Origin of the sequence: Cellulomonas fimi (assembly GCF_028583725.1) — a bacterium.
Taxonomy (GTDB): domain Bacteria; phylum Actinomycetota; class Actinomycetes; order Actinomycetales; family Cellulomonadaceae; genus Cellulomonas; species Cellulomonas fimi_B.
In genome coordinates this window covers 2,886,436-2,899,574 of the sequence record NZ_CP110680.1, presented here as the reverse complement: position 1 = coordinate 2,899,574, position 13,139 = coordinate 2,886,436, and the positions used below count along the sequence as shown (strand labels likewise).

Here is a 13,139-nt window from a genome sequence, read left to right as displayed (position 1 = left end):
CGGGCGCGGCGGACCGCGGACGATCGGGTGGCGCCCCCGGCAGGACTCGAACCTGCAACCGACGGATTAGAAGGCCGTTGCTCTATCCGTTGAGCTACGGGGGCCAGCGACGTCCCAGCCTAGTGTTCGCGGGCGTCGGCGACGGTCCTGACGGGGCGTCGTGAGGCGCCGCACGAGGCCTGCACAACCTGCATCCGGTCAGGATCGGGGCACGTGTCACAGCGTGGCGCGTTTGTCCAGGTCAGATCGCGCCACGACAATGAGCGCGTGAGCGCGCAGCCCGGCACCGTCCCCGCGCCGCCGGCGCACGGGTCGCACGCGGCGCCGCCCAGCCGTGCGCGGCACGCCGCGAGCGACCCGCGCGAGGTCCTGGCGCGGCCGCTGGCGGCCACCTCGCTGCTCGACGCCGTCAAGGACCTGCGCCGCGACGTGGAGCGCACGGGCTTCCCGCTGGACCTCGCGGGCACCGACTCCGCGCGCGCGTCGCGGGCCCGGCTCGTCGACCAGCTCGCCGAGCACCTCGTGCCCCGGTTGACGGAGCTGTCGGCCCCGGCCGTCGTCGTCGTGTCCGGCTCGACGGGCGCGGGCAAGTCGACGCTCGTCAACTCGCTCGTCGGGCGCGAGGTCAGCGAGGCGGGCGTCCTGCGGCCCACCACCCGCCGCCCCGTCCTCGTGCACCACCCGCTCGACGACGAGCTGCTGTCGCACCACCCCGTGCTGGAGCTCGTCGAGGTCGTCTCCGACGAAGCCGTCCCGCGCGGGATCGCGCTGCTCGACGCGCCCGACCTCGACTCGGTGCTCGACTCCAACCGCGAGCAGGCGCACCGCCTGCTGGAGGCCGCCGACCTCTGGCTGTTCGTCACGACCGCCGCGCGGTACGGCGACGCCCTGCCGTGGCGCGTGCTGGAGGCCGCCGTGGAGCGCGGGACGTCGATCGCCATGGTCCTCAACCGCGTCCCGCCCGCGTCGCTGCCGACCGTCCGGGGCGACCTGCTCGACCGCCTGCGCACGCACGGGCTCGAGGGCTCGCCGCTGTTCGTCGTCCCCGACCTGGGGCCGCACGAGGGACTGCTGTCGTCGGGCGTCGTCGCGCCCGTGCAGCGCTGGCTCATGATGCTCGCCGGACCCGACCGGGCGCGGACCGTCGTCGGGCGCACCCTGCGCGGGTCGCTCTCTGCGCTGCGCCCCTGGGTCGACGAGCTCGCCGAGGCCGTGCAGGCGCAGTCCGACGCCGCGGCCCGGATCGCCCGCACGCTCGACGACGCCCTGGACGCGCCCACGCGTCAGGCCGTGGCGTCGCTGCGGCACGGTGCCGTGGCCGACGGGGCGGTGCGCGCCCGGTGGGCCGAGCTCACCGCCGACGGCGCGCCGCTCGCGTCCGTGCTGCGCGCGTCGGGCCGGGTGACGGGGTCGTCACGCGAGGGCCGTGCGCGCGCCACCGCGGTCGGGCCGCTCGTCGAGGACCTCATGCGCTCGGCCGCCGCCGTGCTGGGTGCCGCCGGCGCGCACGCGCAGGAGGTCCTGCACGAGACGCTGACCGGTCCCGCCGCGCCCGAGGGCGGCCCGTCCGTCGACGCCGCCTGGGACGTGCAGGCCGACCGTCCCGTGCGGCTGCGCAGCGCCGAGCTCACCGCCCGGGCGTGGACCGCGCAGGGGCCTCGTGCCCTGCGCGCCGCGCTCGCCGTGCCGCCGCCGACCAGCGACGAGGACGGGCGGCCGCGCAAGCCGCGCGACGTCGCCCGCGAGGGCCGTCGCCGCCAGCGTGCCGAGAAGGCGCTCGGCACCGACGGTCTCGCCGCGCTCGCGCTCGCCGGGGCCGCCGGCGTCGACGAGGCCACGGAGCTGCTCGTCGACCTGCTCGGCGCGGCGGGGCACAAGGTGGTCGCCGACCTGCGGGACGACCTCGAGTCGCGCGTCGAGGCCCAGGTGGCGCTCGAGCGCGCGTCGGTCGGCAAGGTGCTCGCCGACCCCGACCTGGCCGAGGACGCGGCCTCGCTGCTGCGCCTCCGGCTGGCCGTGCTGAAGGGACTGACGTGACGACCGAGGGGACGCGGAGCCACGCCGTGCACCGGCACGTGCTGGAGGCGGCGCTGCACGGCGACGAGACGGTGCGCCTCGAGGAGCGGGTCGGCGCGCTGGACCAGGCGCTCGTCGTCGGCGGGGCGCGGCTGGAGCCGCCCGTCGTCGCACGCGTCGGGCAGACCATCGACCGGGTGCGCGAGCGGCTCGAGCTCGGCGTCGACCACGCGGTCGTCGCGCTCGTCGGGGGCACCGGGTCGGGGAAGTCGAGCATGTTCAACGCGGTGTGCGGGCTGCCGCTCGCCGACGTGGGCGTCAAGCGCCCGACGACGTCGGACGTGACGGCGTGCGTGTGGGCCACCGACGGCGGGCCGCTGCTCGACTGGCTGGGCGTCAGGCCCGACCGGCGCACCGTGCGCGAGAGCCTGCTCGACGGCGAGAGCGAGGCGGCGCTGCGCGGCCTGGTGCTCCTCGACCTGCCCGACCACGACTCGATCGCGCCCGAGCACCGGGAGGTCGTCGACCGGCTGCTGCCGCAGGCCGACCTGCTGGTCTGGATCGTCGACCCGCAGAAGTACGCCGACGACGCCCTGCACTCCGGCTACCTGCGCCGCCTCGTCGGTCACGAGGCGTCGATGGTCGTCGTGCTCAACCAGGTCGACACCGTCCCGCCCGAGGTGCGGCCCGAGCTGGTCGCCGACGTGGACCGGCTCCTCGAGGAGGACGGGCTGACGGGCGTGCCCGTGCTCGCGGCGTCGGCGCGGACCGGCGAGGGCGTCGCCGACCTGCGCGCCCGGCTCGCGCAGACCGTCGAGGGGCGCTCCGCGGCCGCGCGACGCGCGGGCGCCGAGGTCAACGACGCGGCGGCCGCGCTCGCGGGGCAGGTCGCGGACCGCGAGCCCGCGCCCGCGGCGCTCGCGCTGGGGGGCGTCGTCGACACGCTCGCCGACGCCGCGGGGCTGCCCGCGGTCGCCGGGGCCGTCGCCGCCGTCGTCCGGGGAGGGTCGTCCGCGTCGCCGACGTTCGGGCCGGTGCAGGAGGACTCGGTCGCGCTGGCCCGGTCCGACTGGCTCGCGGCGTCGACGGCCGGGCTGCCGCGGTCGTGGAAGCAGGACGTCGCGCACCGCGTCGCGACGACGCCCGAGCTGCGGCTCGCGGTGACGGACGCGCTCGCGCAGGTGACGGTGGTCGCGCGGCGCTCGGTCGCCGCGGCGTGGCTGCTCGGGCTCGGCGTGGTGCTGGCCGCCGGCGCCGTGACGATCGGGTCGGTCGCGCTCGGGTCCGGGTTCGCGAGCGTGCGGGCCAACCCGTGGGCGCCCGCGGGGGCGCTCGTGCTGCTGGCGGCGGCCGTGCTCGCGGTGGTCGCGTCGTTCTCGACGCGCCGGGCGGCGGCGCGGCGACGCGCGGCGCGGGTGCTGCGGGACGGGCGTGCCGCGCTCGAGCGGGTCGCGCGCGGGCGGCTGGCCGACCCGACGCGTGCGGTGCTCGACGAGCACCGGTCGGTGCGCGAGCTCGTGGACGCCGCGCGGGGCTGACCGCACCCCCGGGTCGTCGGGCTCGGCGGCCACGTGCCGAGCCGCCCACAGCCCGCCGTGCCGCACGCTGGTCCACCGGTTCGCACCTCGCGGCCTCGCCGCTCGGGGTGCGCGCCCGACGCTGGCCGCACACGCCCCGCACCGGCGGGGCCGCGGCACAGGAGACCAGCATGAGCACGCACTCCCTCGACCTGACGCTCGTCGGGTGGGTCGGCAGCGACGTCCGGCACTTCAACGCACCGGGCACGGTGCCCTTCACGTCGTTCCGCATGGCCAGCACGCGGCGGTGGTTCGACCGGCGCGAGGGCGCCTGGCGCGACGGCCGGACCGAGTGGTTCACGGTGAAGATCTGGCGGTCCGGGGCGCTCAACGTCGCCGAGTCGCTGCGCAAGGGCGACCCCGTCGTGGTGCACGGGCGGCTGTCCACCGAGGAGTGGCAGGCCGACGACGGGCCGCGCACGTCGCTCGTCGTCGAGGCGAGCGCGGTCGGCCACGACCTCACGTTCGGCACCGCGCGGTTCGCGCGCACCGTCACGACCGGCGCCGACGCGGCGGACGGGCAGGCGGGGGACGCCGCGGACGGCGGGACGCGCGCGCCCGTCGACGTGACCGGGTTCGCCGAGGCCGGCGACGACATGGTGCCCGGCGAGCACGTCGACGACGACGGCCCGGGCGTGGTCTCCGGACGGGTCGACGGGCCGCTCGCTCCGGTCGTCGTGGCGTGATCGCCTAGGCTGGGGGACCGCAACCGACGACGCGGCCGGGCCGCCGGGTGGCCGACACCCCGAGCGGCCCGCCGACGTCGTCCACCACCACGACACCGAGGCGGACGACAGGCCAGTGGCTGAGTTCATCTACACCATGTACAAGGCGCGCAAGGCGCACGGCGACAAGGTCATCCTCGACGACGTCTCCCTCAACTTCCTGCCCGGCGCGAAGATCGGCGTCGTCGGCCCCAACGGCGCCGGCAAGTCGACGATCCTCAAGATCATGGCCGGGCTCGACCAGCCGTCGAACGGCGAGGCGCGCCTGAGCCCCGGCTACACGGTCGGCATCCTCCAGCAGGAGCCGCCGCTCAACGAGGACAAGACCGTGCTCGGCAACGTCGAGGAGGGCGTCGCCGAGATCAAGGGCAAGCTCGACCGCTACAACGAGATCTCGGCCCTCATGGCCGACCCCGACGCGGACTTCGACGCGCTGCTCGCCGAGATGGGCCAGCTGCAGGAGGCCATCGACGCCGCTGACGCCTGGGACCTCGACGCCCAGCTCGAGCAGGCGATGGACGCGCTGCGCTGCCCGCCGCCGGACGCCGACGTCAAGGTCCTGTCCGGTGGTGAGCGTCGCCGCGTCGCGCTCTGCAAGCTGCTCCTCGAGAAGCCCGACCTGCTGCTGCTCGACGAGCCCACCAACCACCTCGACGCCGAGAGCGTGCTCTGGCTCGAGCAGCACCTCAAGGACTACCCGGGCGCGATCCTCGCGGTCACGCACGACCGGTACTTCCTCGACCACGTCGCGGAGTGGATCTGCGAGGTCGACCGCGGGCGCCTCTACCCGTACGAGGGCAACTACTCCACCTACCTGGAGAAGAAGCAGGAGCGCCTCGCGATCCAGGGCAAGAAGGACGCCAAGCTCGCCAAGCGCCTCAAGGACGAGCTCGAGTGGGTCCGGTCCAACGCGAAGGGTCGCCAGACCAAGTCGAAGTCGCGTCTGGCCCGCTACGAGGAGATGGCCGCCGAGGCGGACCGCACGCGCAAGCTCGACTTCGAGGAGATCCAGATCCCGCCGGGCCCGCGCCTGGGGTCGATCGTCCTCGAGGCGAAGGACCTGGAGAAGGGCTTCGACGGCCGCACCCTCATCGACGGGCTGTCCTTCACGCTGCCCCGCAACGGCATCGTCGGCGTCATCGGTCCGAACGGCGTCGGCAAGACGACCCTGTTCAAGACGATCGTCGGGCTCGAGCCGCTCGACGGCGGCGACCTGAAGATCGGCGAGACCGTGTCGATCTCCTACGTCGACCAGTCGCGCGGCGGCATCGACCCGAAGAAGACGCTGTGGGAGGTCGTCTCCGACGGCCTGGACTTCCTCAAGGTCGGCAACGTCGAGATGCCCTCGCGCGCGTACGTCGCGGCGTTCGGGTTCAAGGGCCCGGACCAGCAGAAGCCCGCGGGCGTCCTGTCGGGTGGTGAGCGCAACCGCCTCAACCTCGCGCTCACGCTCAAGCAGGGCGGCAACGTGCTGCTGCTCGACGAGCCGACCAACGACCTCGACGTCGAGACCCTCGGCTCGCTCGAGAACGCGCTGCTCGAGTTCCCCGGCTGCGCGGTCGTCGTGTCGCACGACCGGTGGTTCCTCGACCGCGTCGCGACGCACATCCTCGCCTACGAGGGCACCGAGGAGAACCCGGCGAGCTGGTACTGGTTCGAGGGCAACTTCGCGTCCTACGAGGAGAACAAGGTCGCGCGCCTCGGTGCCGAGGCGGCGCGCCCGCACCGCGTGACGTACCGCAAGCTGCGGCGCGACTGACCCCCTGCCGACGACGGGCCGTGCGGAGCGATCCGCGCGGCCCGTCGTCGTGCGCGGGGTCGTGCGAGGGGCGTGCGCGGGGTGGCGGGGTCCGGCGCGGTGTCGGTGTCTCCCGGCGCGTCGGCGGCGTGGTCGGCGCGCGTCGCGCGGCGCGAGGAGGCAGGCTGGGGCGGCACGGCCGACCCCGCACGGGCGGCGCGGCCGACGGACGACGGACGACAGGAGGACGGCGCGTGGCGACGAGCGAGACCCCGAGCCTCGTCGACGCGCTCCTCGGGCTCCGTGACGCGCTCGCCGCGGTGTCGCTGCCGTTCGCGACGCCCGCCGCGGCCCCCGCGGACGCGGAGCGCCGGCGGCTGCTCGACCAGCTCGACGACCACCTGCTGCCGCGCGTGCGCGACCCCGACGCCGCGACGCTCGTCGTCGTCGGCGGCTCGACGGGCGCCGGGAAGTCGACGCTGCTCAACTCGCTGCTGGGCGCGCACGTGAGCACGTCGGGCGTCCTGCGGCCGACGACGCGCAGCCCCGTGCTGGTGCACCACCCGGACGACGCGCGCGACGTCGACGCGGCACGCGTGCTGCCCGGGCTCGCCCGGCTGCGCGAGCACGGCGGCGACACGGGGGCGCCCGGCGGGCCCCGACGCGCCGACCTGGGCACCGACGGCCGCGCGCTGCGGACCGTCGCCTCGACGACCCTGCCGCGCGGGCTCGCGCTCGTGGACGCGCCCGACGTCGACTCGGTCGAGGAGGCGAACCGGGACCTCGCGGGTCAGCTGCTGCGCGCCGCCGACGCGTGGCTGTTCGTCACGACTGCCGCCCGCTACGCCGACGCCGTCCCGTGGGAGCTGCTCGCCGAGGCGCAGCGGCGCCGCACGCACCTCGCGCTCGTGCTCGACCGCGTCGACGCCGGTACGGAGGACGCCGTGGCCGCCGACCTGCGCCGCATGCTCGCGGACCGCGGGCTGGGCGGTGCGGCGGTCCACGTGGTGCGCGAGAGCGCGCTGGAGGACGGCCTGCTGCCGGAGGTCGAGATCGCCGCCGTGGCCGACTGGCTGATGGCGCTCGCGCTCGACCCGGACGTGCGCGCCCGCGCGGTGGCCGCGACCCGCGACGGGGCCGTGCTCGACGTGGCGGTGCGCGCCCGGGTGGTCGCCGACGCGGCCGACGACCAGCGGGTCGCGGCCGACCGTCTGCGTGACGCGGCCGTCGCCGCCTACGCCGCCGCCCGCACCCGCGTGGCCGAGCAGACGTCCGACGGCACGATGCTGCGCGGCGAGGTGCTGGCGCGCTGGCAGGACGTCGTCGGGACCGGTGAGTGGTTCCGGCGCCTGGAGGCGGGCGTGTCGCGCGTCCGGGACCGCGTCGTGGGGGCGATGACGGGCCGTCGGGCGGCCGACCCGGGACTCGCCCAGGCCGTCGGGCACGGCGTGACGGCCCTGGTCGTCGACGCCGCGGAGGACGCCGCGTCGCGCGCGCACGCCGACTGGCACCACGACCCCGCCGGGCAGCCGCTGCTGCAGGGGCTCGCGCTGTCGCGCGCGTCGGCCGACCTGCGCGTGCGGGCCGAGGAGCAGGTCCGGGCCTGGCAGGACGACGTGCTGGAACTCGTGCGCGGCGAGGGCGCGGAGAAGCGCGCGACTGCACGCGCGGTCTCGTTCGGGGTCAACGGGCTCGGCGCGGCGCTCATGGTCGCGGTGTTCGCGTCGACCGGCGGGCTCACGGGCGCCGAGGTCGGCATCGTCGGCGGCACGGCCCTGCTCGCGCAGCGGCTGCTCGAGGCGGTCTTCGGCGACGAGGCGGTGCGCCGCCTGACCCGCACCGCGCACGAGCGCCTGGACGCACGCGTGGCGCAGATCCTCGACTCCGAGGCGTCGCGGTTCACGTCGGTGCTCGAGCCGCTCGCCGCGGGCGTCGTCGACGGCGGGGCGCTGCGCGCGCGTGCGTCGCTCGTCGAGGTCGCGGCCCGGACGCCGTCCGTCGTGACGGGTACGCCCGCGGAGCCGGGGGCGCGCGCTACCGCGTCGCCGTCGGCGACGGGGCACGGTGGCGGACGGCTGCGCGGGTCGGGGCTCGGCGAGCGCCGGCGCGACGGCCGTCGGCAGGACACCGCGGTCCCGGCCGGCGAGGTGGCACCCGGTGACGCGGGTGAGGGCGGGTTGCGCGGGTGGTGGGCGCGCGTGCGTCGGGGCGGCCGGTCATGAGCCCCGCGGACGTCGACCCCGGGTCGCGCCTGGCCGCCCTCGACGAGGCGGTGCGGCTCGCGACCGGCCGGGTGGATCCCCAGGTCGAGGCGTCGGCGGCGGCGGTCCTCGCTCGCGCGCGCGAACGGCTCGCGCTGTCCGGCGAGTACACGGTCGTCGCGCTCGCGGGCGCCACCGGGTCGGGGAAGTCGTCGCTGTTCAACGCGCTCGTCGGCGCCGAGATCGCCCGACCGGGGGTGACGCGCCCGACGACGGGGCGCCCGCTCGCAGTCGTGCTGCCGCCTCCGGGTGCGGCGCCCGCGGCCGGATCGGGCCCCGACGACCTGCTGGACTGGCTCGAGGTGAGCGACCGCGTGGTGGTCGGCGGCGAGCGTCAGGACGCCACCGACGTCGTGCGGGCCCGGGGCCGGGTGGGCGCGCTCGGCGGGCTCGGCACGCTCGTGCGGCGACGCCCGCGGCCGGTCGACGGGCTGCCCGACCTGCCGACCGGTGCGGTGCTGCTCGACCTGCCGGACCACGACTCGGTCGTCGCCGAGCACCGGGCGGTCGCCGAGCGGCTGTACGCGCGCGCGGACCTGCTCGTGTGGGTCGTCGACCCGCAGAAGTACGCGGACGCCGCGCTGCACGTGCGGTACCTGCGGCCGATGGCGGGGCACGCCGCGGTCCTGCTGCTCGCGCTCAACCAGGCCGACCGCCTGACACCGCGCGAGGTCACCGAGGTCGTGGCGGACGTCCGGCGGATCGCCGCGCAGGACGGCCTGCGGGACGTGACGGTCGTCCCCGTGAGCGCCGTGACGGGTGAGGGCGTGGACGCGCTGCGCGACCACCTCGCCGACGCCGCGCGCCGCCGCCGGGCCGCGACGCAGCGTGTCGTCGCGGACGTGCGGGCCGCGGGTGCGGCGCTGCGCGACGCGTGCGGGAGCGCGCAGGGGGCGGCGTCCGGCACCGACCGGGCGGCGTCGCGGCTCGTCGACGCGCTCGAGGTCGCGGCGGGCGTCCCGCTGGTCGTCGACGCGACGCGCCGGTCCGCGCTCGGGCAGGCGCGCGCCGCGACCGGCTGGCCCGTCACGCGGTGGGTCGGGCGGCTGCGCGCGGACCCGCTGCGCAGGCTCGGCCTCGGACGCCCGCCGGCGCTCGACGCGCTCACCGGGCGCCGCGCGACCTCGACGGGCGCGGCACCGTCGGACGAGGACGCCGCGTCGCGCCGGTCGTCCCTGCCGCGCCCGGCGACCACGGCCGGCGCCCAGGTCTCGATCGCGGTCCGCGACTTCCTGGACGCGGCGACGACCGGGGTCCCGGACGCGTGGACGCTCGCCGCGCGTGCGGCGGTCTCGCGCGACGCGATCCCGGACGCGCTGGACCGCGTCGTCGTCGCGTCGGCCCCGGCGGGTGCGCGCGACCCGCGGTGGTGGCGCGCGGTCGGGGTCGTCCAGTGGGTGCTCCTCACGGTCGCGATCGCGGGTGCGGTGTGGCTCGCCGCGCTCGCCGGGCTGGCGTACCTCCGGCTGCCGGAGCCTCCGACCCCGACGTGGGGGGAGGTGCCGTGGCCGACCGTGCTGACCGTCGGCGGCGTGCTCCTGGGCGTGCTGCTCGCCCTCGTGTCGCGCGTGCTCGCGGGCGTGGGCGCGCGCCGGCGGGCCGCCCGCGTGCGGCGACGGCTGCGGGCCGGCGTCGACGACGTCGCCCGGGACCTCGTCGTGCGTCCGGTGACCGGTGAGCTGGGCGCGTGGGCCGCGTGCGCGTCGGCCGCGAGCCGCGCCGCGGCGTGAGGCGCGGGCGCCCGCCGGGCTCGTAGGATCGCTGGTCGGCGAAGGAGGTCGTGTGGCTCGGCTCGAGGTCCCCGTGCAGCTGCGCTGGTCCGACATGGACGCGTACGCGCACGTCAACAACGTGGAGATGCTGCGGTTGCTGGAGGAGGCGCGGATCGAGGCGTTCTGGCGCCACCCCGAGGCGCAGGACGGCACGCGTCCCGACGGCACCTGGCCGACGGCCGTGCTCGACGCCGGCCCGGGGGCGCAGACGTCGACGCTCGTCGCGCGGCAGGAGATCGAGTACCTGGTCCCGCTCGGCTACCGGCGCTCGCCGGTGCTGGTCGAGATGTGGCTCGGCCACCTCGGCGGGGCGAGCCTCGACGTCTGCTACGAGGTGCGCGACCGGCCCGCGGCCGACCCGGGCAGCACCGTGTACGCGCGGGCGACGACCACGCTCGTGCTCGTCGACACCGCGACCGGCCGACCGCGCCGCCTGGGCGACGCCGAGCGGGAGGCGTGGCAGCGCTACGTCGAGGAGCCCGTGCGGCACCGGCGGCGCCCGGAGGCCTGACCCCGGCGGTCGGGGCGGCGCCTCAGGGCGTCGCGCGGCCCGGCCGGGCGCGCCAGCGGCGCAGGTGCCGCCGGGACGGCGCGTCGTGGGGGCGGTGCACGTCGATCGTCCGCAGCCCGCGCCGCACGCGCCCCCACAGCCCGCGCCAGTCCCGCAGCGGCCGCGCGGAGATGCCGACGACGAGCGTGGGGTCGTGCCGGATCGTCCCCACGTCGCCGACGTGGTAGCTGAGGTCGACGTCGTCGTGCAGGTCCTGACGCGTCCGGTGCACCGAGCCGGCGACGCGTTCCCAGACCGACCGCCGCATCGCGAGGTTCGAGCCGAACAGCGGCGGGTGCGCGAGGGCGCCGCCCATGAGGACGCGGTACGCGCGCATGTACAGCACGTCGGCCAGCACGCGCCAGAGGCGCGACAGCCCCACGAAACGCCCCGGTCCGGTGACCGCCGCGAGCGCCGGGTCGGCGGCGAACGCGGACGCGAGGTGCTCGATCCAGTCGGGCGGCGGGACGCTGTCCGCGTCGCAGCGGGCGATGACGTCGCCGACGGCCGCGTCGTAGCCGGTCGCGGCTGCGGCCCAGATCCCCGGCGTCGGCTCGTGCAGGCAGGTGGCCCCGTGCCGGCGCGCGACGGCGGCGGTGTCGTCACGCGAGGCGTTGTCGACGACGACGACCTGCACGGGCGGCACGGTCTGCGCCGCGAGTGCCGTCAGGCACCGGTCGAGCAGCGCGGCGTCGTCGCGCGAGGGGACGACCACGGAGACGCTCGGGGCGGTCATGCGCCCGCCGCCGCGTCCGACGGCCGCCGGTCGTCGCTGGTCGGTGCCGTTCCCACCGGTGCCGTTCCCGCCGCTGCCGTCCCCGCCGGTGCCGACGCCGGGCGGTCCGCGCGCACCCGGTCCGTGCGGGCCCGCTCCGCGCGCTCGGCGGCGCGCGCGACGTTGCGCTGCATCCCGCCGAACACGACGCCGTGGAACGGCGCGACCGACCACCAGTAGAGCTGGCCGAGGAGCCCGCGGGGGTGGAACAGCGCGCGCTGCGCGAACACGGCGGGCGGCCGACGCCAGCGGTCCTCCGCGGCGCCGTCGCGGTCCGTGCCCGCGTCGTCGTCGGTCTCGACGCGCAGCTCGAGCCACGCCAGACCGGGGACACGCATCTCGGCCCGCAGCCGCAGGAGCCGTCCCGGCTCGACCTCCTCGACGCGCCAGAAGTCGACGGCGTCGTCGACGAGCAGCCGCCACGGGTCGCGCCGCCCGCGCCGCAGCCCCGGCCCGCCGACGAGCCGGTCGCCCAGCCCGCGCACGCGCCACGCGAGCGGCCACGAGTACCACCCGTTCTCGCCGCCGACGGACTCCAGCACGCGCCACAGCGCCGCGGGAGACGCGTCGACGGTGACCCGCCGCTCGTCGACGTACAGCGAGCCGCCGGCCCAGCCCGGGTCGGACGGCAGCGGGTCGCTCGGCGTGCCCGGCGCGGACGCGGACGACCAGCGCGTCGACACGGCCGCGTCGTGGACGCGACGCAGTGCGAGGCGCACGGCCCGGTCGAAGCCGACGAGCCCGTCGGGCGGGTCGGGCACCCAGCGGGCGATGTCGTGCTCGTCGCACACGACCTCGTGCACGAGCGACTCGACGAGCGGCCGCGCGAGCCCGCCCGGCACGGGAGTCACGAGCGAGACCCACAGGCTCGACAGCCGCGGCGTCAGGACGCCGACGCCGACGATCACGCGGCGGGGCAGGCCGGCGACGGCCGCGTAGCGCTGCATCATGTCGCGGTACGTGAGGACCTCCGGGCCGCCGATGTCGAACCCGCGGCTGACCGCGGGCGGCATCGACGCGGCGCCCACGAGGTAGCGCAGCACGTCGCGGATCGCGATGGGCTGGATGCGGTTCTCGACCCAGCGGGGCACCGTCATCGCGGGCAGGCGCTCGGTGAGGTAGCGCATCATCTCGAACGACGCCGAGCCCGAGCCCAGGATGACGGCGGCGCGAAGGACGGTCGTCGGGACGCCCGACGCGAGCAGGATCTCGCCGACCTCGGTGCGCGACGCGAGGTGCGGCGACAGGTCCTCGCCCTCGGGGTACAGGCCGCCGAGGTAGACGATTCGTCGCACGCCCGCCTCGCGCGCCGCGCGGGCGAACGTGAGCGCGGTCGTGCGGTCCCGCGACTCGAACGTGCGACCCGACCCGAGCGAGTGGATGAGGTAGTACGCGACCTCGACCCCCTCCAGGGCCGCCCGGATCTGGTCGAGGTCCGACGCGTCGGCCTCGACCGCCTCGACGTCGCCGACCCAGGGCCGCCCGCGCAGGCGCTGCGGCGAGCGCGCGAGCGCGCGCACCCGGTACCCCGCGGACAGCAGCTCGGGCACGAGCCGACCGCCCACGTAGCCGGTGACGCCCGTGACCGCGACGAGCGGGGCGTCCGGGCGCGGGCGTCCGTCGGGACCGGGTCCCGGCACGAGCCCGGGCAGGGTCGCGGCGACCGGCTCGGGCGCGAGCGCGGCGTCGTCGGCACCCGGCGCGTCGGCCACCATCGAGCCGTCC

General features: G+C 77.0%; 9 protein-coding genes and 1 tRNA gene. 7 read left to right on the top strand and 3 right to left on the bottom strand.

Annotation, left to right across the window (positions count from 1 at the left end):
- Nucleotides 1-28 precede the first annotated feature (28 nt).
- A tRNA-Arg gene (locus tag OOT42_RS13075) sits at nt 29-104 on the bottom strand.
- A 163-nt stretch (nt 105-267) separates the two neighbouring features.
- Here OOT42_RS13075 and OOT42_RS13070 point away from each other — a divergent pair.
- The 7 genes from OOT42_RS13070 (at nt 268) to OOT42_RS13040 (ending at nt 10,600) form a co-directional block, all read left to right on the top strand.
- A complete protein-coding gene (locus tag OOT42_RS13070; RefSeq protein ID WP_273651635.1) occupies nt 268-2,037 on the top strand; it encodes a dynamin family protein in 1,770 nt (589 codons plus the stop codon).
- A complete protein-coding gene (locus OOT42_RS13065) occupies nt 2,034-3,554 on the top strand; it encodes a GTPase (RefSeq protein WP_273651634.1) in 1,521 nt (506 codons plus the stop codon). The genes OOT42_RS13070 and OOT42_RS13065 overlap by 4 nt, the downstream gene beginning before the upstream one ends.
- Before the next feature lie 170 nt (nt 3,555-3,724).
- Entirely contained in the window at nt 3,725-4,279 is a 555-nt protein-coding gene (locus OOT42_RS13060; protein WP_273651633.1) for a single-stranded DNA-binding protein, read from the top strand.
- A 115-nt stretch (nt 4,280-4,394) separates the two neighbouring features.
- A complete protein-coding gene (gene ettA, locus OOT42_RS13055; RefSeq protein ID WP_273651632.1) occupies nt 4,395-6,077 on the top strand; it encodes an energy-dependent translational throttle protein EttA in 1,683 nt (560 codons plus the stop codon).
- A gap of 233 nt (nt 6,078-6,310) precedes the next feature.
- Nucleotides 6,311-8,278 carry a dynamin family protein gene (locus OOT42_RS13050; protein ID WP_273651631.1) on the top strand — a complete coding sequence of 656 codons (1,968 nt, stop codon included), beginning with the start codon at nt 6,311-6,313 and terminating at the stop codon, nt 8,276-8,278.
- Complete coding sequence (locus OOT42_RS13045) at nt 8,275-10,047, top strand: dynamin family protein (RefSeq protein ID WP_273651630.1); 1,773 nt, start codon at nt 8,275-8,277, stop codon at nt 10,045-10,047. Before OOT42_RS13050 ends, OOT42_RS13045 begins: the two co-directional genes overlap by 4 nt.
- A 52-nt stretch (nt 10,048-10,099) precedes the next feature.
- Entirely contained in the window at nt 10,100-10,600 is a 501-nt protein-coding gene (locus OOT42_RS13040; RefSeq protein WP_273651629.1) for an acyl-CoA thioesterase, read from the top strand.
- A gap of 22 nt (nt 10,601-10,622) precedes the next feature.
- Here the strand turns inward: OOT42_RS13040 and OOT42_RS13035 are convergent, their stop codons facing one another.
- Complete coding sequence (locus OOT42_RS13035; protein WP_273651628.1) at nt 10,623-11,375, bottom strand: glycosyltransferase; 753 nt, start codon at nt 11,373-11,375, stop codon at nt 10,623-10,625.
- On the bottom strand, nt 11,372-13,129 hold the full coding sequence (locus OOT42_RS13030; RefSeq protein WP_273654840.1) for an SDR family oxidoreductase: 1,758 nt from the start codon (nt 13,127-13,129) through the stop codon (nt 11,372-11,374). The genes OOT42_RS13035 and OOT42_RS13030 overlap by 4 nt, the downstream gene beginning before the upstream one ends.
- Between the last annotated feature and the right edge of the window lie 10 nt (nt 13,130-13,139).

What these genes read in the sequence shown, in the direction of transcription:
- OOT42_RS13060 (WP_273651633.1), top strand. Translation starts at nt 3,725, where the DNA reads ATGAGCACGCACTCCCTCGACCTGACGCTCGTCGGGTGGGTCGGCAGC.
- OOT42_RS13045 (WP_273651630.1), top strand. Translation starts at nt 8,275, where the DNA reads ATGAGCCCCGCGGACGTCGACCCCGGGTCGCGCCTGGCCGCCCTCGAC.
- OOT42_RS13035 (WP_273651628.1), bottom strand. Translation starts at nt 11,375, where the DNA reads ATGACCGCCCCGAGCGTCTCCGTGGTCGTCCCCTCGCGCGACGACGCC.
- OOT42_RS13030 (WP_273654840.1), bottom strand. Translation starts at nt 13,129, where the DNA reads ATGGTGGCCGACGCGCCGGGTGCCGACGACGCCGCGCTCGCGCCCGAG.